Genomic DNA, 18,670 nt, shown 5'->3' on the forward strand with positions numbered 1-18,670 from the left:
GCCGCCTGATACGAGCGAAAGCTGGCTGGTCGGGGAACCGAATACCTGTGCGGAGAGAGGTACGGGAAACACGAGGACAAATGGGGGTGGGTTCAGGTCTTTCCGGGCCGGGACCACTGAATGTCAAACTGAGACACTACCAAGCCGCGTGGCAGCCGAGCCGCTTGGCGGAAGGGTCACCGGGGACGGCGGATGGCCTGACGGAAAAGCTCCCGGGGAGGCACGAAGTCGCCGATCACTCCCATGAGGACGCCGAGCAGGGCCGGCCGGCGCGCGAGGGCGTGTGCGGCAAGGTTGGCCGGCCCGCGCCGAGCGATGAGGAGCTGGATCCCGCGTGACACGCGGGACTTCGCGGCGAACTCGCGGTGGCGCGCCCGCGCGTACGGCGCGAGAGCCCGAGCGGACAGATCGCCGCGAGTGAGCGCCGCGTGCGCCGTCTCGGCGAGGAGCTCCGCCGAGCGCAGCGCCGTGAAGAGCCCCTCGCCGGTGAAGGGATCGTAAAAGCCCGCCGCGTCACCCGCCAGAAGCACGCCGCCCACGCGAGCCTCGCCCACTCGATACGCCAGCGGCCCCATCGCCATGAGGCGGCCGGCGGGCTCCATGCCCGCGAGCCGCGGGGCCAGGTGGCGGAGCTGCTTGAGCCGCGCGCGGAAGAAGGTCTCGAGCCTGCCGCTCCACGGCGCGGCGTGGGCAAGCGGCACCACGAGGCCCAGGTTGACCAGTCCCGGCGCCACGGGGTTCAGGATCGCGTAGTCGGGCGGGTCGATGTAGATCTCGCCGCGATCGCCCAAGCCCTGGAGGCCGGCCACGTGCTGGATCAGCGCCATGCGGCGGAGCGGGTGCGGCCGCAAGAGCCCGAGGCTCGCCGCCACGACGGACGAGCGGCCGTCGGCGCCCACGACGAGCCGGGCGCGGATCTCGAGCTCCCGGCCATCCTCGTCCTGCGCCTTCACTCCCGCGACGTGTCCCGAGTCGCCCACGAGCCCCGTCACGCGGTGGCGCTCCCTCACGTCTACTGGCAAACTCTTCGCGCGCTCCACCAGGATCCGGTCGAGCACCTCGCGCGGGATCGCGAGCGCGTGGTCGCGATAGCCGCGCCACGGCCCGGATGTCGGATAGGCGCCGTCGAGCGCGGTGCCGTCGGGGGCGACGATCCTCATGCCGCGGAGCGGCTGCGCCCCCGCCTGGTCCACCGTCTTGAGCACGCCGAGCCTGTCGAGGATGCGCGAGGCCTCGGGAGAGAGGTACTCGCCGCAGATCTTCGGGCGCGGGAAGCCGGCCTTGTCGAGGAGCGCCACCGCCCAGCCGCGCTCGGCCAGCAGAATGGCGGCGGCCGCTCCTGCCGGCCCCGCGCCGACCACGACCACGTCGGCCGTCTTCATACCTTCGCTCTCACCGCGCACTGGCGGAGAAGCACGGCGTGATGGACGACCTTCACGTCGAAGAACCCAGCCTTCTGGCACAGCGCGGTGACCTCGGGAGGCGTGTAGGAGCGCAGGATGGACATCGGCCCGTCGTGTCGCGCCATCGCGCTCCGCGAGAATAGGCGCGTGAGAAGCCAGACGAGACGATGGGCCGCGCGCCCGCGCACGAGATCGTTGACCACCCAGCCGAGCCGCGCTGCGGCATCCATCTCTGCCAGGTAGCGTGTCGCCTCCTCCGGCTGGAGATGGTGGAGGGTCAGCGCCGAGATGACCAGGTCCACCGACCCGGGTCGAACTGGGAGCGCGAGAGCGTCGCCCTGGATGAGCGTGATCTCGGGATACGCGGCCGCGTAGCCGCGGGCGTACTTGAGCGTGGCGTTGTCGCGGTCGAGGGCGAGCACGCGGATGCGCCGTCCCGTGCGCCGCGCCCAGCGGACCAGCGCCACCGGGATGTCCGCCGCGCCCGCGCCCACGTCGAGCACCGTGACCGGCCTGTCGGCGGGCAACGAGGCCAACAGGTCGCGCACATGGCGCAGCGTCAGCCGGCGTCCGCCGAAAAAACCGTTGAGCTGAGTGATGGCCTCGAGGGAGCCGGCGATGTCATCGAACGACGCGGGGCGGTCCATCATTTCGACCGCGTCGGCGTCGCGCTCGAGCGGCGTCGGTTTCAGGAAAGCCACGTCACCACCTCAGGAGGGCGCCCTCGGCGGCGAAGCCGGGGCCCAGCGCGATCATCAACCCCCAGTCGCCCGCCACCGGCTGCCCGGAGTTGAGCGTGTCCTCGAGCACGAAGACGACAGTCGCCGAGGACATGTTGCCGAAGCGCTTGAGCACGCGGCGCGAGTGGGCGACCTGCGAGTCGTCGAGGTCCAGGAGCCGCCGAGCCTGCTCGATCACACGGCGGCCGGCCGAGTGCAGCACGAAGTGGCGGACGTCTTCCTTCTTGAGCCCCTGCGAAACCATGAGGCTGTCGGCCATCTCCTTCATCATGGCGGCGCCGATCCGCCGCACTTCCTTGGACAGGACAACGCGCTGGCGGCCGCCGGGAAACTCGAAGCCCATCGCGGGCAGGTGCTCGGAGCGGAAGAGGCTCTGGTGGCCGACGATAGCGGGGCCCTCGCCTTCGCCGCTCACCGCGAGCGCCCCCGCGCCGTCGGCGAAGATGGCGTGCGCCACGGCGCTCTCGAGCCTGTCGTCGAAAAAGTAGGCCGCCGAGCAGATCTCGACGGCGACGACCACGGCGCGGTGACGCGGGAAGGCGTGGAGGTGGTTGACGGCCTGCTGGAGCGCGACCATGGCGCTGGCGCAGCCCGTGTCGCCCACGTGCACCCGCTGGATCGTGGACTTGAGACCGAGCTCGGCGATGAGATGCGCGTCCAGGCTGGGGCAGAGGCGTCCCGTGCACGTGGTCGTCGCGAGGAAGTCGACGTCGGCCGGGTCCCAGCCGGCGCGCTCGACGACGCGCCGCACGGCGTCCGCGCCCAGCTCGATGGCGCCCCTGCGGAAGCGCGCCTGCACCTCGTCCACGCTCTCGTCCGGCGTGAACGTCTCGGGGTCGAGGTAGAGGTGGCGGCCGTCGATCTGGCTGTTGGTGAAGAAGCCGGCGCGGAGCGCGTCGTCGTAACCCGCGATCCGCAAGAGCGTCGCCTGATCGAAGCGGTGGGGCGGCGTGGCGGTGGCGACGGCGACGATTTTCGGCGCGCCCATGGGCGGAAGGCTACACCCGGCCTCTTGCCATGTCCACCCAACGGGTGCTATCAACGGACGACCACCCACGAAAGGAGCCGTCCATGCCCCTCTTCTCGTTCGAAGGCAAGTCGCCGCGTGTGCATCCCACGGCCTTCATCGCCCCGACCGCGTGCCTGATCGGCGATGTCACCGTGGAGGAGAACGCCTCGGTCTGGTACAACGCCGTCGTGCGCGCGGACTTCTCGCCGATCATCATCAGGCGCGGTGCCAACGTCCAGGACTGCTCCGTGATCCACGTCACGCCGGCCGGCGGCAGCGACATCGGCCCCGGCGCGACGGTCGGCCACCTCTGCCTGGTCCACGCGGCGACGCTGGGAGAGGAATGCCTGGTTGGCAACGGCTCGACGGTCCTCGACGGCGCCAAGATCGGCGTGCGCGCCATGATCGGCGCGGGCTCGCTCCTCACGCCGGGGACCGAGATCCCCGACGGGATGCTGGCGCTGGGCTCGCCCTGCAAGGTCAAGGGCCCGCTGGCGGGAACGCCCGCGGAGCGCTGGGTGGCGATCAATCCCGCCGGCTACCAGGCCCTCGCCCAGCGGCACCGCACGGGCCTCAAGCCCGTTTGACGGTGGCGCGCCACTCCCTCGCGCGGCGTCTCTGGCGCCGTCTCCTGCTGTTGGGCGCGCTCGCGCTCGCCGCCTGGGTCGGCTGGGAGGCCGCGACTTGGCCGGACGTGAAAGCGCTCGCGACCCGCCCGCCCGCGACCACGGCCTTCATCGAGCGCCACAAGGAGATCCAGCGCGCGGCGGGACGAACCGCGCAGGTCGCGATCCGCTGGACTCCCTACTCCTCCATCTCGCCCGACATCAAGCGCGCCGTCCTCGTCGCGGAGGACATCAACTTCTTCTCCCACCGCGGCTTCGACTGGGGCGAGGTCAAGGTCGCGGTCGAAGGAGCCCTGCACGACGGCGAAGCCCCGCGCGGCGCCTCGACCATCACCCAGCAGCTCGTCAAGAACCTCTGGCTGTCGCCGAGCCGCAATCCGCTACGGAAAGTGAAGGAGGCCATCCTGACTTGGCAGCTCGAGCGCACGCTCGGCAAGCGGCGCATCCTCGAGGTCTACTTGAACGTGGCCGAATTCGGTCCCGGCATCTACGGCGTGGGCGCCGCGGCGCAGGCGTACTTCGGGAAGGCCCCGGCGGATCTCGGCGAGGGGGACGCGTCACTGCTCGCGGCCTCGCTCCCCCGGCCGGCCTTGTGGCACCCTGGCAGCAGGAGCCAGGCCTACCAGCGCTACGCCGCCGCCATCCGCGCCCGGATGGACAAGGCCGACTTCCTCCGCAAGCAGATCTGACGCTCCGCTTGCGGCGGTGAGCATGCGCGGCTATGCTCCTAGCAGCGCACCAAGAGAAACAGACCAAAGGAGCCGTCATGAACAAGACCTATCGCATCGCCGTGATCCCCGGCGACGGCATCGGCAAAGAGGTGATGCCCGAGGGGGTGCGCGCGCTCGACGCCGCCGCGCGCAAGTGCGGCTTCACGCTCACGCTCGATCACTTCGACTGGAACTCTGACCGGCTGGTGAAGACCGGCCAGTGGATGCCCGAGAACTGGAAGGAGCTCGTCGGCGGCCACGACGCGATCTACTTCGGCGCGGCGGGCTGGCCCGCGCTCGTGCCCGACCACGTGTCGCTGTGGAGCTCGCTCATCAAGTTCCGCCGCGATTTCGACCAGTACGTCAACCTGCGCCCGGTCAAGCTCATGCCCGGCATCCCCTGCCCGCTCGCGGGCCGCAAGCCCGGCGACATCGACTACTTCGTGGTCCGCGAGAACACCGAGGGCGAGTACTCCTCGGTGGGCGGCCGGATGTTCGAGGGCACCGACCGCGAGTTCGTCACGCAGCAGTCCTGCTTCACCCGGACGGGCGTCGACCGCATCATGAAGTTCGCCTTCGAGCTGGCGATGACGCGCCCGAGAAAGCAGGTCACGTCGGCGACCAAGTCCAACGGCATCTCGATCACCATGCCCTACTGGGACGAGCGCTTCGCGGCGATGGGCAAGCAGTATCCGCAGGTGAAGACCGACCAGTACCACATCGACGGCCTGACCATCCAGATGGTGCTCAACCCCCAGCGCTTCGACGTGATCGTCGCCTCGAATCTCTTCGGCGACATCCTCTCCGACCTCGGCCCCGCGACCGCCGGCACCATCGGCATCGCGCCGTCGGCCAACATGAACCCGGAGCGCGCGTTCCCCTCGCTCTTTGAGCCCGTGCACGGCTCGGCGCCGGACATCTATGGCAAGGCGATCGCCAACCCGATCGGGCAGATCTGGTCGGGCGCGATGATGTTGGATTTCCTCGGCGAGCAGGCCGCGGCAGCGGCCATCGTGCGGGCGATCGAGAGCGTGCTGGAGCCCGGCTCCGACGCGCCGCGCACCCCCGACATCGGCGGCAAGGCGCGGACGGCGGACCTCGGCAAGGCGATCGCGGAGGCCGTGTAGCGGCCGCCCGCCTCGCGCCGCGACTCCTACCGCCCGGTGAACTTCGGCGGGCGCTTGTCCTTGAAGGCCTGGACGCCTTCCTTGTGGTCGGACGTCTGGCGCACCAGCCCCATGTGCGACGACACGAGGTCGAGGTGCGTGCGCAGGTCGAGGCGCATGGACTGGTAGACCAGCCTCTTGATCATCCTTATAGGTATCTGCGGCCCGTCGGCGATCTGGCGCGCGAGCGCGTAGGTCTCCTCCGCCAGCTTCTCGGCCGCGACGACGCGGTTGACGATGCCGAGCTCGAGCGCCTTGGGCGCCTCGATGAAGTCGGCGGTCCAGAGCAGCTCGAGCGCCTTGGCCGTGCCGATGAGGCGCGGCAGGAAATACGTGTCGCCGTCGCCGGGCACGAGGCCGACGCGGACGTAGCCCGTCGAGAAGCGCGCGGTGTCGGCGGCGATGCGCAGGTCGCACATCACCGACATGCCCATGCCGGCGCCCACCGCCACGCCGTTGATCATCGCGATGACGGGCTTGTCCATCTGCTCGAGCGCCTTGGGCACGCGGTGGATGCCCTCCCAGAGCTGGTTTTTGTGGTCGAGCGGCGTGGGCTCGCCCTCGCCCATGCGCGTCACGTCGCCGCCCGCGCAGAACGCCTTGCCTGAGCCCGTCACCACGACCACGTTGACGCCGGGGTCGCGCTGGGCCTCGTTGAGCGCCCAGGCCCAGCGGTCGATCATGGGCCCCGTGAAGGCGTTCATCTTGTCCGGGCGGTTGAGCGTGAGCGTAGCGATCTTGTCCTTGACGTCGTAGAGCAGCTCGTCGGTCTGGGCGGCCATGGGTCTCCTCGGTTCGATATCAGTCCTTGGGAAGTCCGAGCACCCGCTCGCCCAGGATGTTGCGGAGGATCTCCGAGGTGCCGGCGCGGATGCCGCTGCCGCGCGCGAGCAGCGCGTAAAACTCCCACTGGCCGTCGTCGGGGGCGAGCGCGCTCGGCGCGGCGATCTGCGAGTACGGGCCGATGACCTCGGTGGCGACGTCGGCCAGCTCCTGGTCCACCTGACTCCAGAAGAGCTTGGAGGTTGAGCCCTCCGGGCCCGGGTGCGCGCCCTGGAGAATCCTCGTCAGGCTCCGGTAGCCGTTGAGCTGCAGGCAGCGCTCGGCGACCTGGAGGCCCGCGATCTTCTGTCTCAGCACCGGGTCCTTGGAGGCCGGCCTGCCGTTCCGCATCGTTCGCTTCGAGAGCGCGATCAGGCGCTCGAGCGCCGTGCGCAGGCTGATGTGGCGGATCATGGTCAAGACATCGCGCTCGTGGGCCAGCGTCGTGATAGCCACGCCCCACCCCTCGTTGACCTTGCCGACGACGTTCGAGGCCGGCACGCGCACGTTCTCGAGGAAGACCTCGTTGAACTCGGCCTCGCCCGTGATCTGCCGGAGCGGCCGGATGGAGATGCCCGGCGTCTTCATGTCCACGAGGATGAAGCTGATGCCCTTGTGCTTGGCGGCGCTGGGATCCGTGCGGACCAGGAAAAACCCCCACTCCGAGACGTGCGCCATGCTCGTCCAGACCTTCTGGCCGTTGATGACGTACGAGTCACCGTCGAGGACGGCGCGCGTCTGGAGATTGGCCAGATCGCTGCCGGCGTTGGGCTCGGAGAAGCCCTGGCACCAGATCTCCTCGGCGTTCAGGATCTTGCCGAGGTGACGCGCCTTCTGCGCGGCCGTGCCGTGGGTCATGATCGTCGGGCCGAGCATGGAGATGCCGCTGCGGTTGACCGGCGGCGGCGCCTCGGCCCGCGACATCTCCTCGTAGAGGATGATCTGCTCCATGATCGAGACACCGCGGCCGCCGTACTCGGCGGGCCAGTCGAGGCCGACGTAGCCCGCTTTGTGCAATGTCCGCTGCCACTCGCGCAACCGGTCCACTTCCTGCCGGTCGGCGCGCGAGGCGGCGAAGCCCTTGCCTTTCAAATCGGCGGGGACGTTCTCGGCGAGCCAGGCGCGGGCCTCGGCGCGGAAGCGCTGCTGCTCTGGCGTGAAGTCGAAGTCCATTACATCCCCCTCACCCTACCCTCTCCCCAGAGGGGAGAGGGGGGTACTTGACCCTGTCCCCAGAGGGGAGAGGGAGAGAGACCAGGCCCGGGTCGGGCTTGGCGGTGACGCCGTTGATCTTCCACCGGCCGCTCTCGGGCACCAGCTCGTAGAACGCCTCGATGCTGTTGCCGTTGGCGCCGCGGATCTTGACCGAGAGGTAGACGTGGCCGTTCGGCGCGACGGCGGATGCCGCGATGGTGGCGAAGGTCGAGTGGGCGATCTCCGGGTATCCCGTCTTGACCATCTGCTCGAAGGCGGGGCGGCTGAACTGCTCCTTGATCTCAGAGGACGCGAACGTGTACGCGGTGTCGAAGTCGCCCCTGCGGAATGCCTCGAGCTGTTTGATGACGGGCTCCGTCGCCTCTGTCGGCACGGGCTTCGCCGTCTGCGCCAGCGCGGGCAGCGCCGGAACAAGCAGGAGCAGCGCGAGGAGAAGAGCGTACATGGCCCTTTAGTGCATCACCGAGCCGCCATCTACGTTCAGCGCTTGTCCCGTGATATTCCTCGCTTCCTCGGAGGCGAGAAAGGTGGCGGCCCAGCCGATGTCCTCGGGCGTCTGCTCGCGCTTCAGGGGGATGATGTCGCCGACGCGCTTGTCGAAGACCTGGCGAGCCGTCATCCCCTTGAAGGCGGGGTTGGTGTCGGCGAGGTACTGGGCGAGCTTCTCCCAGAAGGCCGTCCACAGCACGCCGGGGCAGATCGCGTTGACGGTGATCCCATGCGCCGCCAGATCCTTGGCGAGCACGCGCGTGAAGGTGATGACGCCGCCCTTGGCGACCGAGTAGGGCGGCATGGTCTGGGCCGCCAGGGGCCCGGCGATCGAGGCAATGTTAATGATACGGCCCGCCTTCCGCTCGATGAAGTAGGGCGCGATCTCCTTGCACGTGAGGAAGACCGACTTGAGGTTGACCGCGTAGGTCTTGTCCCAGTCTTCTTCCGAATTGTTGGTAAAGGGCATGCCGGGGGCGGAGGCCATGCCGGCGTTGTTCACCAGGATGTCGATCCGGCCGAGATCTTTCTTGACTCGATCGATCGAGGCCTTGACGTCGGCGGCCTTGGTCACGTCACAGCGCATTGATACCGCATTGCGCCCGAGGGCCTGGACCTCCTTCACCACAGCCTCGGCGTTGGCGTCCTGGATGTCAGGGATGGCGATGTCGGCGCCCTCCTTGGCCATGCACAGGACTATCCCACGTCCGATGCCGGCGCCGCCGCCGGTCACCACCGCCACCTTGCCCTGAAGTCTCATCGCTTCGTCTCTCCTGTCGTGACTGCGTAGCGCTCCAGCACGGCGCGATCCACCTCGAGGCCGAGCCCGGGCCGGTCGGGGACCCCGATGATAGCACCGGCGCGCTTGAGCGGCTCGACCGCCAACTGTTCGCGGAAGGGATTGGGCGTCCTGTCGAGCTCGAACCAGAGCTCGCCCGGGTAGAGCGCCGCCGGATTCGGCGGCAGCGAGGCCGCCCATTGAACGCTCGCGTGGAGCCCCACCGCGCTGCCCCAGACGTGCGGATAGATCGTGACGCCCCACGTGTTGGCCAGCGCGGCGATGCGAGCGGCCTCGGTGAAGCCGCCGCAGCCGCAGATGTCCGGCTGGAGAATGTCCACGCAGCGGCGCGCGACGAGCGCGCGGAAGCCGAAGCGCGCGTACTCGGCCTCGCCGCCCGAGATGGGCATTTTGAGGGCCTGCTTCACCTGCAGGTAGCCGTCGAGATCCTCGGGCACCACCGGCTCCTCGAACCACGCGATGTCCAGGGGCTCGATGAGGCGACCGAGCCGGATGGCCGTCATGGCGTCGTAGGCGTGGTTGGCGTCGACCGCGAGGCGGCACTCGCGTCCGATCGCCTCGCGCACCGCGCGCGCATTGCGCGCGTCCTCCTCCACTCCGAAGCCGACCTTGAGCTTCATTAAGTGAAACCCGTCGTTGATATAGGCGCGCGCCTCGGCGGCGAGCGCGGCGGCGTGGTCGGGGACGTCGTGCCGGTAGAGTCCCGTCGCGTACGCCGTCAGCTGAGTGCGGAACAGGCCGCCCAGGAGCTTGGCCACGGGCTGGCCGAGAATTTTGCCCTTGAGGTCCCACAGCGCGATGTCCACCGCGGACAGGGCCGCCACGGGGAAGCCCGTGCGGCCGTAGTCGCGCATCGCCGCGTAGAGCTCTTCCCAGATGACGGTCGTGTCCATGGGGTCGCGGCCGATGAGCCGCGGCGCGTAGAGCTCGTCGATGATGGTCTTGCTCGGCGCCGGCGGCCCGTAGGCTTCGCCCCAGCCCGAGCGGCCGTCGTCGGCCACGATCTCGACCAGCATGGCCGTCCGAGAGGCGATCCGGGCTTGAGAATATGCGAACGCCTCGGCCGGTGTCAGCTCCACGCGCAGATGGTAGGTCCTGACCTTCTCGATTTTCATGATTGGGGCCTCGCCTCCCTGCGCCCCTCGCCTTCGGCTCGTGCCACATGTTGTCTCAGACTACGGCGCCGACCATTCTATACTGGCGGCCACCCCAACCCAACCGTGTCAAACCCTACCCTGGAGGAAACGCCCCATGGCAGGCCCCGAGCTTCGCAGCAGGAACTGGTTCGACAAGAAGGACCTCGACGGCTTCGCCCATCGCTCCTGGCTCAAGGCCGAAGGGTGGAGCGATCAGATGTTCGACGGCCGCCCGGTCATCGGCATCGCCAATTCCTGGTCCGAGCTGACCACCTGCAATTCGCATCTCCGCCAGGTCGCAGAGGCCGTCAAGCGCGGGGTGCTCTCGGCCGGCGGCTTCCCGCTCGAGTTCCCGACGATCTCGCTGGGCGAAGTCCTCATGAAGCCCACGACCATGCTCTTCCGGAATCTCATGGCCATGGACGTGGAGGAGTGCATCCGCGCCTACCCGCTCGATGGTGTAGTCCTCCTGTCGGGCTGCGACAAGACGACGCCGGCGATGCTCATGGGCGCCGCCTCGGCCGACGTGCCGGCCATCATGGTCACGGGCGGGCCCATGCTGCGCGGCATGTGGGGGCAGGAAGAGCTCGGCTCGGGCACCGACAACTGGCGCTACTGGGCCGAGCGGCGCGCCGGCCGCCTGTCCGAGGAAGAATGGTGCGAGATGGAGTCGTGCATGTCCCGCTCGGCCGGGCACTGCATGGTCATGGGCACGGCCTCGACCATGGCCTCGATGGTCGAGGCGCTCGGCATGACGCTGCCCGGGAATGCGGCCATCCCCGCGCCCGACTCACGGCGCATGGTGCTCGCCGAGATGAGCGGGCGCCGCATCATGGAGATGGCGCGTGACGGGCTCAAGCCGTCGAAGATCCTCACGGCCAACGCCTTCGACAACGCAATCCGCGCCGACATGGCCATAGGCGGCTCGACCAACGCGATCATCCACCTTGTCGCCATCGCGGGACGGGCCGGCGTGGCGCTTCCGCTCTCGCGCTTCGACGAGCTGTCGCGGACGACGCCGTTTCTGGTCAACGTGCGCCCCTCTGGCAAGTACCTGATGGAAGACTTCTTCTACGCGGGCGGGCTACCCGTGGTCATGAAGGAGCTCCTGCCGCTCCTCCACCGCGACGCGCCCACCGTCACGGGCGCGTCCATCGCCGAGAACGTGGCGAGTGCTAGAAACATGAACCCGGACGTGATCCGGTCGCTCGCGATGCCGATCTCGAGCGAGGGCGGCACGGTCATCCTGACGGGCAACCTCTGCCCCAGCGGCGCCGTGCTCAAGCAGTCGGCCGCCTCGCAGCATCTCCTGACCCACCGCGGGCGTGCCGTCGTCTTCGAGGACCACCACGACCTGCACGCGCGGATCGACGACCCGGATCTTTCGGTGGACCCGACGTCCGTGCTCGTCCTCAAGCGGGTCGGGCCCAAGGGCGCGCCCGGCATGCCCGAGTGGGGGGCCGCGCCCATCCCGCAGAAGCTGCTCAAGAAGGGTATCAAGGACATGGTCAGGATCTCCGACGCCCGCATGAGCGGCACCTCCTACGGGACCGTGGTCCTTCACGTCTCGCCCGAGGCGGAGGTGGGCGGACCGCTGGCGCTGGTGGAGAACGGGGACGAGATCGAGCTCGACGTGCCGAACCGCCGCCTGACGCTACGCGTCCCTGATGACGAGCTGGCGCGCCGCCGGGCGAAGTGGAAGCCGCGCCCTCCGCACTTCACGCGGGGCTACGGCAGGCTCTTCCTCGACCACGTGCTCCAGGCCCACGAGGGAGTGGACTTCGATTTCCTCCGCGGGCAGACGCCGGTGAGATCGGAAGACACAGCGGGCCCGAGCCACTCGTAGCCGCGCTCAGATCCCCGCTGCGGGCCCGAGGAAGCCGCCCGCGCTTCTGAGCCTCCGCCTCGCCTCGGTGGCCGTCACGCGGTGCCGCGCCATCACGACCGCGACCTTGGCGCTCCCGCCTGCCTGATCGAGAAGCTTCCCGGCGCGCACCGCGCTCACGTGACCGAGATCCCGCACGAGCCGCCGGGCGCGGGCGCGGAGCTTGGCCGACTTCGGCTGGAGATCCACCATCCGGTTGCCGTGGACCTTGCCGAGCCGCGTGAAGGCGGCGGTGGTCAGCGTGTTGAGGGTGAGCTTGGTCGCGGTCCCCGCCTTGAGCCTGGTCGAGCCCGCGAGCACTTCCGGCCCGACGCCGAGCGCGATGATGACGCGCGCCGCTGCGCGCGGGGCGGACGGATTGCACGTCACGAGCACGGTGAGGGCGCCGCGCCTGCGGGCCTCGCCGAGCGCCGCGCGGACAAACGGCGTCACGCCGCTCGCGGCGATGCCCACGACCGCGTCGCGACGACGGGCGCGCCCGCGGACCGCGCGGGCTCCCGCGCGGGCGTCGTCCTCGGCGCCCTCCACCGATCGGAATACCGCCCGCCGCCCGCCGGCCATCACCGCCTGGACCTGGCCGGGACGTGTATTAAAGGTAGGGGGGCACTCGGCCGCCTCGATGACCCCCAGCCGGCCGCTGGTGCCGGCGCCCACGAAGATGAGCCTGCCGCCGCGGCCGAGGCGCGCCACGATGGCCGTCACCGCGCGGCCGATGGCCGGGGCCGCGCGGCCGACGGCCTTCACCGCTTCGCGATCGGCTCGGTTCATCAAGCGCGCGATCGCGACGGGGCTCAGCCGGTCGAGCGCGCGGCTTCGCGGGTTGGGGCGCTCGGTGGGCAGGCGGTCGTAGTGAATCCTCGCCATGACGTCAGAGCCTACCCTACTATAAGGATCCATGGCCGCCGTCCTGTCGGGCCTCGACGTGCTGGTCTCGCGGTTCCCGTCTCTCCTCCGCGGGCGCACCGTCGGCCTCCTCTGCCACCAGGCCTCCGTCACCCGCGGCCTGACGAGTGCGCCGCGCGCCATCGGCGCGATCCGCGGCGTGAAGCTCCGCCGTCTTTTCGCGCCGGAGCACGGCCTCACGGGAGCTGCCCAGGACCACGCGAAGATCGGCGCCGAGCGCGACGCGCTGACCGGCCTCCCCGTCGTGAGCCTGTACGGGAAGCGCCTCGCCCCCGACCCGCGCGCGCTCGAAGGGCTCGACGCCCTCGTGGTGGATCTCCAGGACGTGGGCGCGCGCTACTACACCTTCGTCTGGACCATGGCGCTCGCGATGCGCGGGGCCGCGCGGGCCGAGCGCCCTGTGGTCGTGCTCGACAGGCCGAATCCGCTCGGCGGCGAGAAGCTCGAAGGCAATATGCCGGATCCGCGCTTCGCCTCGTTCGTCGGTCTCTATCCCCTGCCGACGCGACACGGCATGACGATCGGCGAGCTGGCGGGCTATCTCAACGACACGCACGGGCTCGGATGCGACCTGACGGTGGTCCCGATGCTCGGCTGGAAGCGCGCCATGCGCTGGGAGAACACGGGGCTGCCCTGGGTGGCGCCGTCGCCGAACATGCCGACGCCGGACACGGCGCGCGTCTATCCCGGCGGCTGCCTCGTCGAGGGCACCAACCTCTCCGAAGGCCGCGGCACCACGCGTCCCTTCGAATGGATCGGCGCCCCCTTCCTGGACGGGGCGCGGCTCGAGCGGGCGCTCACGCGCAGACGGCTGCCGGGAGCGCGCTTTCGCGCGATCGGCTTCGAGCCCGCCTTCCACAAGTGGAAGGGGCAGCGCTGCGGCGGCGTGCAGGTCCACGTGACGGACCCGGACCGCTTCAAGCCCGTGGCGACCTACGCTGCGCTCCTCGCGGAGGCGCGCAGGCAGGCCCCACGGCACTTCAGGTGGCGGAAACCGCCGTACGAGTTCGAGCGGCGCAAGCTCCCCATCGATCTCCTCGGGGGCGGCCCGTCCATTCGCCGCGCGATCGAGGGCGGGGCGCAGCTCAGGCACCTCGAGGCCTCGTGGCGCCGCGACCTCGCACGCTTCGCCCGCGCGCGCCGCCCGTTCCTGCTCTATTGATGACGCCGCTCGTCCTGCTCTTCACCCTGGCCTTCCTGGTCTCGGTGGACGTGCGCATCCTGGCGCCGGTCCTGCCGTCCATCGCGACATCGTTCGGCGCCACGGCGGGCGCGACCGGCCTCGCCATGACGACGTACTCCCTCGCCTACGGCACGGGCCAGCTCGTCTACGGCCCGCTGTCCGACCGCTTCGGCCGCATCGCGGTCATCCGCACCGCGGCGCTCGGCTTCAGCGCCTGCAGCGTGCTGTCCGCGCTGTCGCTCACCACCTGGCAGTTCGTGGCGGCGCGGCTCCTGGCCGGAGCCTTCGCGGGCGCCGTCATTCCGCTCACGATCGTCTACATCGGCGACACGTACGCGTACACCGAGCGCCAGGTCGCCATCGCGCGCTTCGCCGTGGTCACGTCCGCCGGGCTCGCCTTCTCCGCCTCCATCGGCGGCATGGTCGCTCACTTCATCTCGTGGCGGGCAATGCTCGCGGGCTACGGCCTCCTCGCGCTCGTGCCGGTGTGGCTCATGTTTTCGCTCGGCGCGGGGCGGCCTCCGCGCAGCGCGGGCGCGGGCGAACGCGTCGTACGCTACATGGATTTTCTCACCGAACCGCGGGCGCTCCTCGTCTACGTCCTGATCTTCACCGAGGGCTTCCTCTGCTGGGGCGCCGTCACCTATCTCGGGGCCTTCGCCCACCGCCGCCTCGGCCTCGACCAGCTCCAGATCGGACTCCTGATCGCGCTCTTCGGCGTGGGCACCATGGTGGGAGGCTCGCTGATGGCGCCGTTCCGCCGCAGGCTGTCGGAAAACGCGCTGGCCGGCACGGGCGGCTTCCTCATGTCCGCCGCCTTCTTCGTCTTGATCCCGCGCTGGCCCTGGCCCGCCTTCGCGGCATCCATGCTGATGCTGGGGCTCGGATTCGTGGGCCTGCACTCGACGCTTCAGCTGCGCGGCACCGAGATCAGCTCGACCGCGCGCGGCAAGGCCTTCTCCCTCTTCGCCTTCAACCTCTTCACCGGCATCGCCGTCGGCACGGCGGTGCTGGGCCGGCTCGTGGATGCCGGGCTCGACGACACGATGCTCGCCGTCTCGGGCGTGGGGCTCGCCCTGGTGGGGGCGGCGGCGGCGAGCGTGAGACACCGGAGAGCGAAGTGACGCTCGAGGCGCTCGTGGGCCGCCGTCTCATGTTCGGGCTGCCGGGGCCCGACCTGAGCCAGGATGACGTCCGCCTGTTCCGTGAGACACAGGCGGCAGGCCTCATGCTCTACCGCCGCAACTTCGAGACGGCGGAGCGGCTTCACCGCCTTCTGACAGGCCTCGAGGAAGCGCTCGGCCGCAGGCTGCTGGTCGCCACCGACCATGAGGGCGGGCGCGTCATCATGCTCGGCCGCGCCGTCACCATCTTCCCCGATAACCTGGCCGCGGGCACCGCGGGAGAAGTCAACTTCGTCAACCGCCAAGGGCGCTTCGAAGGCCGCGAGCTGCGCAGGCTCGGCGTGGACGTGAACTTTTCGCCGGTGCTGGACGTGCTGACCGAGCGCTACAGCCCGAACATCGGCATACGCTCCTATGGAAAGGACCCGGCCCTGGTGGCGCGCTACGGCGCCGCGCGCATCCGCGGGCTCCAGTCGGCCGGCGTCTCCGCCTGCGCCAAGCACTTCCCCGGCAAGGGCCACGCGACCAAAGACGCCCACCTGAGCCTGCCCGTCATCGACTCCGACTGGAGCGAGATGCACGCGACGCACGTGCCGCCGTTCCTCGCGGCCGTCGAGGCGGGAGTGGACTGCATCATGACCTCGCACCCGCTTTACCCACGCCTCGACCCCGCGCCGGACACGCCCGCGACCTTCTCGCGGTTGATCGTCGAGGAGTACCTGCGCGGCGAGATCGGCTACCGCGGCGTCATCGTCTCGGACGACCTCGAGATGGGCGCGATCGGCGAGATCTGCGCGGTGGGCGAGGCGACGGTGCGGGCGGCAGCGGCGGGGCACGACCTGCTCCTCGTGTGCCACACGCCCGCGCGCCAGCGCGAAGCCCATGCGGCCCTGCTCGAGGCCTACCGCGCCGGCGTCTTGCCCCTACGGGGACTCGAGGAGAGCGCCGCGCGCCTCGACACGCTCCAGGCCAAACGCTCCGCGCGGTTCGACGGCGGCCCGCCGCGCTCTGAGCGCGACGGCGAGACTCTCGCCAAGGCTCTCGCCACCCGCGCCGTGACGCCGGTGACCCCGCCCAACGCAGCATTCAGCCGCGCCCTCAACGGTCGCGTGGTCGCCGTCTTCCCGCGGTTGTCGTCGCTGGCCGACAGCATCACGATCGAGGACGCGATGCTGGACGAGGCGCGCTTCGTGACTCAGGCGCTCGCGCCGTACGGCATCGAGCCCGTGGTGGAGGTGGTCAGCGTGGAGCCGGGCGAGGCCGAGATCGCGCGCGCCGCCTCGACGGCGCGGGGCGCCGACGCAGCCATTCTCTTCCTCTACGACGCCCATCTCCACCCGTCAAACCGAAAGCTGCTCGACGCGCTGCAGAAGTCGGGGCCCGCGCTTGGCGTGGTGCTGATGCGCGACCCGTGGGACGCGGAGTATCTCGCCCCGGGCGTCGTCGGCATCACGGCCTACGGCTGGCGGCGCTGCCAGCTCGACGCAGCCCTCGCGCGTCTGCTCGCCCCCCCCGGGCGACGGCCGGAGCCTAGCCCGGATTATGTGTGAACACATGCGCCACCCTCACCCCGACCCTCTCCCTCTCCGAGGGAGAGGGAGCCGTGTCGATCCCCTCGCCCCCGGAGGGGGAGAGGGACAGGGTGAGGGGGCGCATAGGACGCGGAACACGCGTGCGTGAATAGAGCAGGCAGGCCTGCGGGCTCCTGAATCGTATCGGCCGCTCAGCCCCTGTAGTTCTCGTTCGGCCGCTTCATCTCGAAGATGTCGTGGATGTGGGAGTACTGGTTCCCGGCCAGGCGGCCGACAGGCTGGAGCCGGTGCATGTCGATGCGGCCGGTCTTCCCGTCGTAGACGTCGTCGCGCACGTGGAAGTAGACGATCTCGCCGAACACCACGCTGTGCGGCCCGCGGCCCACGGAAACGATCTGGGCCACGCGGCACTCCATGCTGATGGGCGCCGTCGCCAGCCGCGGCGCCCGCACCTGGACGCCGGGTGCCATCGTGAGCCCCGCCACCGCGAACTCGTCGACCTCGGGTGCGTACTCGCCCGACGTCACGTTCATGGCCTCGGCGTGGGCGTCGTCGACGACATTGACGACGAAGTCGCCGGTGTGCTCGAGATTCCGCACGGTGTCCTTCTTGCCGTTCTCCCGCCGGCCTGAGGAGAACGCGATGGTCGGCGGCTCGTTGCACACCCCCATGAAGAAGCTGAACGGGGCCAGATTTGGCACACCGTCGGCGCCGAGCGTCGACACCCAGGCGATCGGGCGCGGGACGACGCAGCCGATCAAGAGCTTGTACGACGCGGTGGTGCCGATCGTTCGGGGGTCGAGCTCCATGACGGGGATCTCCGTTCGTCTAGCCGTAAGAGGGTCGGAAGGTCAGATGACGGCGTCGCGCCGCAGTTGCTCGATCTCCGAGGGTTTGTAACCCGCTTCAGCGAGGATCTCGTTCGTGTGCTCGCCGAGCGTCGGCGGCGCCCGGTCGATGCCCGGGCTGCCGTGCGCGAGCCGGAAGCCCGCGCCCACGAGCCGCATCGGGCCGTAGCGCGAGTCGACCGTCTGCAGCACGTCGCGGTGCTTGAGCTGCGGGTGCTCGACGATCTCGTCGATCTTCCAGATGCACGCGCTCGGAACATCCGCCGCGGTGAGCCGCGCCTCCCAGCTCTTGGCATCGTCGGCCGCCAGCGCGCCTTCGATCACCTCGCGGAGCGCCGCCACGTTGTCCGTCCGCGCCGCCCAGTCCTTGAACCGCGGATCGTCGAGCGCGTCGGGGCGACCGATCGTGCGCATGAGGTTCACGAACTGCTTTTCCGTCAGCACGGCCAGGACGATGAACCCATCCCGCGTCCTGAAACGGTTGGCCGTCGGCTTGCGACTCACCGAGCCGTTGCCGATCTGCCCCTGCTCGATGCCGGCCACGGTGTACTCGGACACCGGGCCCGGGATGAAGGCGAGCGCGGCGTCGAGCATCGCGACGTCCACGAACTGCCCCCGCCCCGTATGGGTGCGCTGGTAGAGCGCGCTCGAGACCGCGAGCGCCGCGGTGATGCCGCCGATCGTGTCGCAGATCGCGAACCCGGCGCGCATCGGGCCGCCGGCGGGCTCGCCGGTGATCGACATGATCCCGGACATCGCCTGCAGCTTGCCGTCGAAGGCGGCCGTCGTCCGCTCCGGCCCCGTGTGGCCGAAGCCGGAGACCGCGCAGTAGATCAACCGCGAGTTTATCGAAGACAGCGTCTCGTAGCCGACCCCGAGCTTGTCCATGACGCCCGGGCGGAAGTTCTCCCACACGACGTCGGCCTTGGCGACGAGCCGCTTGACGACCTCGACCGCCTCCGGCCGCCTGAGATCGAGCGTGATGCTGCGCTTGTTGCCGTTCACCGCCAGGAAGCCCGGCGGCATCTTGCGCTCCGCCCACTCCTTGCTGATCAACTGGCTGCGCGTCTCGTCGCCGTC

The 18,670-nt window shown here is 69.8% G+C and carries 18 protein-coding genes; 7 read left to right on the plus strand and 11 right to left on the minus strand.

Translation table 11 applies throughout. The annotated features are described in order from the left end of the window. Positions 1-176: 176 nt before the first annotated feature. From Q7W02_27675 to Q7W02_27685, 3 genes are read right to left on the minus strand one after another with little or no spacing between them, the layout of a single operon-like run. Positions 177-1,382, minus strand: a complete 1,206-nt coding sequence (locus Q7W02_27675) for an NAD(P)/FAD-dependent oxidoreductase (GenBank protein MDO8479907.1) — start codon at positions 1,380-1,382, stop codon at positions 177-179. Then, positions 1,379-2,104 carry a methyltransferase domain-containing protein gene (locus Q7W02_27680; GenBank protein MDO8479908.1) on the minus strand — a complete coding sequence of 242 codons (726 nt, stop codon included), beginning with the start codon at positions 2,102-2,104 and terminating at the stop codon, positions 1,379-1,381. Before Q7W02_27680 ends, Q7W02_27675 begins: the two co-directional genes overlap by 4 nt. A gap of 1 nt (position 2,105) precedes the next feature. After that, positions 2,106-3,131 (minus strand): type III polyketide synthase, encoded by a 1,026-nt coding sequence (locus Q7W02_27685; GenBank protein ID MDO8479909.1) that lies wholly within the window; start codon positions 3,129-3,131, stop codon positions 2,106-2,108. Positions 3,132-3,214: 83 nt separating this feature from the next. Here Q7W02_27685 and Q7W02_27690 point away from each other — a divergent pair, with 83 nt between their 5' ends. The 3 genes from Q7W02_27690 (at position 3,215) to Q7W02_27700 (ending at position 5,615) form a co-directional block, all read left to right on the plus strand. Beyond that, the gene (locus Q7W02_27690; GenBank protein ID MDO8479910.1) at positions 3,215-3,739 is read left to right on the plus strand and encodes a gamma carbonic anhydrase family protein; all 525 of its coding nucleotides are present in this window, start codon (positions 3,215-3,217) and stop codon (positions 3,737-3,739) included. A 2-nt stretch (positions 3,740-3,741) separates the two neighbouring features. Further along, the gene (gene mtgA, locus Q7W02_27695) at positions 3,742-4,467 is read left to right on the plus strand and encodes a monofunctional biosynthetic peptidoglycan transglycosylase (protein ID MDO8479911.1); all 726 of its coding nucleotides are present in this window, start codon (positions 3,742-3,744) and stop codon (positions 4,465-4,467) included. A 77-nt stretch (positions 4,468-4,544) separates the two neighbouring features. Beyond that, positions 4,545-5,615 carry a tartrate dehydrogenase gene (locus Q7W02_27700; protein ID MDO8479912.1) on the plus strand — a complete coding sequence of 357 codons (1,071 nt, stop codon included), beginning with the start codon at positions 4,545-4,547 and terminating at the stop codon, positions 5,613-5,615. A gap of 26 nt (positions 5,616-5,641) precedes the next feature. Here Q7W02_27700 and Q7W02_27705 read toward each other — a convergent pair whose 3' ends face one another. From Q7W02_27705 to Q7W02_27725, 5 genes are read right to left on the minus strand one after another with little or no spacing between them, the layout of a single operon-like run. Then, the gene (locus Q7W02_27705; protein ID MDO8479913.1) at positions 5,642-6,436 is read right to left on the minus strand and encodes an enoyl-CoA hydratase-related protein; all 795 of its coding nucleotides are present in this window, start codon (positions 6,434-6,436) and stop codon (positions 5,642-5,644) included. 19 nt (positions 6,437-6,455) lie between these two features. Beyond that, positions 6,456-7,649, minus strand: coding sequence for an acyl-CoA dehydrogenase family protein (locus Q7W02_27710; GenBank protein MDO8479914.1), 1,194 nt, complete (start codon positions 7,647-7,649; stop codon positions 6,456-6,458). Between the two features lie 10 nt (positions 7,650-7,659). After that, positions 7,660-8,136, minus strand: coding sequence for a DUF4864 domain-containing protein (locus tag Q7W02_27715; GenBank protein ID MDO8479915.1), 477 nt, complete (start codon positions 8,134-8,136; stop codon positions 7,660-7,662). Positions 8,137-8,142: 6 nt separating this feature from the next. Beyond that, entirely contained in the window at positions 8,143-8,940 is a 798-nt protein-coding gene (locus tag Q7W02_27720; GenBank protein MDO8479916.1) for an SDR family NAD(P)-dependent oxidoreductase, read from the minus strand. Beyond that, positions 8,937-10,094 carry a mandelate racemase/muconate lactonizing enzyme family protein gene (locus Q7W02_27725; protein MDO8479917.1) on the minus strand — a complete coding sequence of 386 codons (1,158 nt, stop codon included), beginning with the start codon at positions 10,092-10,094 and terminating at the stop codon, positions 8,937-8,939. The genes Q7W02_27720 and Q7W02_27725 overlap by 4 nt, the downstream gene beginning before the upstream one ends. Before the next feature lie 136 nt (positions 10,095-10,230). Here Q7W02_27725 and Q7W02_27730 point away from each other — a divergent pair, with 136 nt between their 5' ends. After that, on the plus strand, positions 10,231-11,961 hold the full coding sequence (locus Q7W02_27730) for an IlvD/Edd family dehydratase (GenBank protein MDO8479918.1): 1,731 nt from the start codon (positions 10,231-10,233) through the stop codon (positions 11,959-11,961). Positions 11,962-11,967: 6 nt separating this feature from the next. Here Q7W02_27730 and murQ read toward each other — a convergent pair whose 3' ends face one another. Then, on the minus strand, positions 11,968-12,864 hold the full coding sequence (murQ, locus tag Q7W02_27735) for an N-acetylmuramic acid 6-phosphate etherase (protein ID MDO8479919.1): 897 nt from the start codon (positions 12,862-12,864) through the stop codon (positions 11,968-11,970). A gap of 31 nt (positions 12,865-12,895) precedes the next feature. On the opposite strand from murQ, the gene Q7W02_27740 reads away from it, so the two are divergent. From Q7W02_27740 to nagZ, 3 genes are read left to right on the plus strand one after another with little or no spacing between them, the layout of a single operon-like run. Next, positions 12,896-14,065 carry a DUF1343 domain-containing protein gene (locus Q7W02_27740; GenBank protein MDO8479920.1) on the plus strand — a complete coding sequence of 390 codons (1,170 nt, stop codon included), beginning with the start codon at positions 12,896-12,898 and terminating at the stop codon, positions 14,063-14,065. Next, entirely contained in the window at positions 14,065-15,210 is a 1,146-nt protein-coding gene (locus Q7W02_27745; protein ID MDO8479921.1) for an MFS transporter, read from the plus strand. Before Q7W02_27740 ends, Q7W02_27745 begins: the two co-directional genes overlap by 1 nt. Beyond that, a complete protein-coding gene (gene nagZ, locus Q7W02_27750; GenBank protein ID MDO8479922.1) occupies positions 15,207-16,760 on the plus strand; it encodes a beta-N-acetylhexosaminidase in 1,554 nt (517 codons plus the stop codon). The genes Q7W02_27745 and nagZ overlap by 4 nt, the downstream gene beginning before the upstream one ends. A 173-nt stretch (positions 16,761-16,933) precedes the next feature. Here nagZ and Q7W02_27755 read toward each other — a convergent pair whose 3' ends face one another. Both Q7W02_27755 and Q7W02_27760 read right to left on the minus strand, forming a co-directional pair. After that, positions 16,934-17,551, minus strand: coding sequence for a flavin reductase family protein (locus Q7W02_27755; GenBank protein MDO8479923.1), 618 nt, complete (start codon positions 17,549-17,551; stop codon positions 16,934-16,936). 42 nt (positions 17,552-17,593) lie between these two features. Then, positions 17,594-18,670: CoA transferase (locus tag Q7W02_27760; protein MDO8479924.1), on the minus strand; the 1,077-nt coding region annotated here is incomplete at its 5' end.

It is taken from the genome of Candidatus Rokuibacteriota bacterium (genome assembly GCA_030647435.1).
Classification (GTDB): domain Bacteria; phylum Methylomirabilota; class Methylomirabilia; order Rokubacteriales; family CSP1-6; genus AR37.

Bases quoted from the DNA above. Each gene is read 5' to 3' on its own strand.
- Q7W02_27675 (MDO8479907.1), bottom strand. From the start codon at position 1,382: ATGAAGACGGCCGACGTGGTCGTGGTCGGCGCGGGGCCGGCAGGAGCG.
- Q7W02_27700 (MDO8479912.1), top strand. From the start codon at position 4,545: ATGAACAAGACCTATCGCATCGCCGTGATCCCCGGCGACGGCATCGGC.
- Q7W02_27725 (MDO8479917.1), bottom strand. From the start codon at position 10,094: ATGAAAATCGAGAAGGTCAGGACCTACCATCTGCGCGTGGAGCTGACA.
- murQ (MDO8479919.1), bottom strand. From the start codon at position 12,864: ATGGCGAGGATTCACTACGACCGCCTGCCCACCGAGCGCCCCAACCCG.
- Q7W02_27690 (MDO8479910.1), top strand. From the start codon at position 3,215: ATGCCCCTCTTCTCGTTCGAAGGCAAGTCGCCGCGTGTGCATCCCACG.
- Q7W02_27755 (MDO8479923.1), bottom strand. From the start codon at position 17,551: ATGGAGCTCGACCCCCGAACGATCGGCACCACCGCGTCGTACAAGCTC.
- Q7W02_27715 (MDO8479915.1), bottom strand. From the start codon at position 8,136: ATGTACGCTCTTCTCCTCGCGCTGCTCCTGCTTGTTCCGGCGCTGCCC.
- Q7W02_27705 (MDO8479913.1), bottom strand. From the start codon at position 6,436: ATGGCCGCCCAGACCGACGAGCTGCTCTACGACGTCAAGGACAAGATC.
- Q7W02_27730 (MDO8479918.1), top strand. From the start codon at position 10,231: ATGGCAGGCCCCGAGCTTCGCAGCAGGAACTGGTTCGACAAGAAGGAC.
- Q7W02_27685 (MDO8479909.1), bottom strand. From the start codon at position 3,131: ATGGGCGCGCCGAAAATCGTCGCCGTCGCCACCGCCACGCCGCCCCAC.
- Q7W02_27720 (MDO8479916.1), bottom strand. From the start codon at position 8,940: ATGAGACTTCAGGGCAAGGTGGCGGTGGTGACCGGCGGCGGCGCCGGC.
- Q7W02_27710 (MDO8479914.1), bottom strand. From the start codon at position 7,649: ATGGACTTCGACTTCACGCCAGAGCAGCAGCGCTTCCGCGCCGAGGCC.
- Q7W02_27745 (MDO8479921.1), top strand. From the start codon at position 14,065: ATGACGCCGCTCGTCCTGCTCTTCACCCTGGCCTTCCTGGTCTCGGTG.
- Q7W02_27740 (MDO8479920.1), top strand. From the start codon at position 12,896: ATGGCCGCCGTCCTGTCGGGCCTCGACGTGCTGGTCTCGCGGTTCCCG.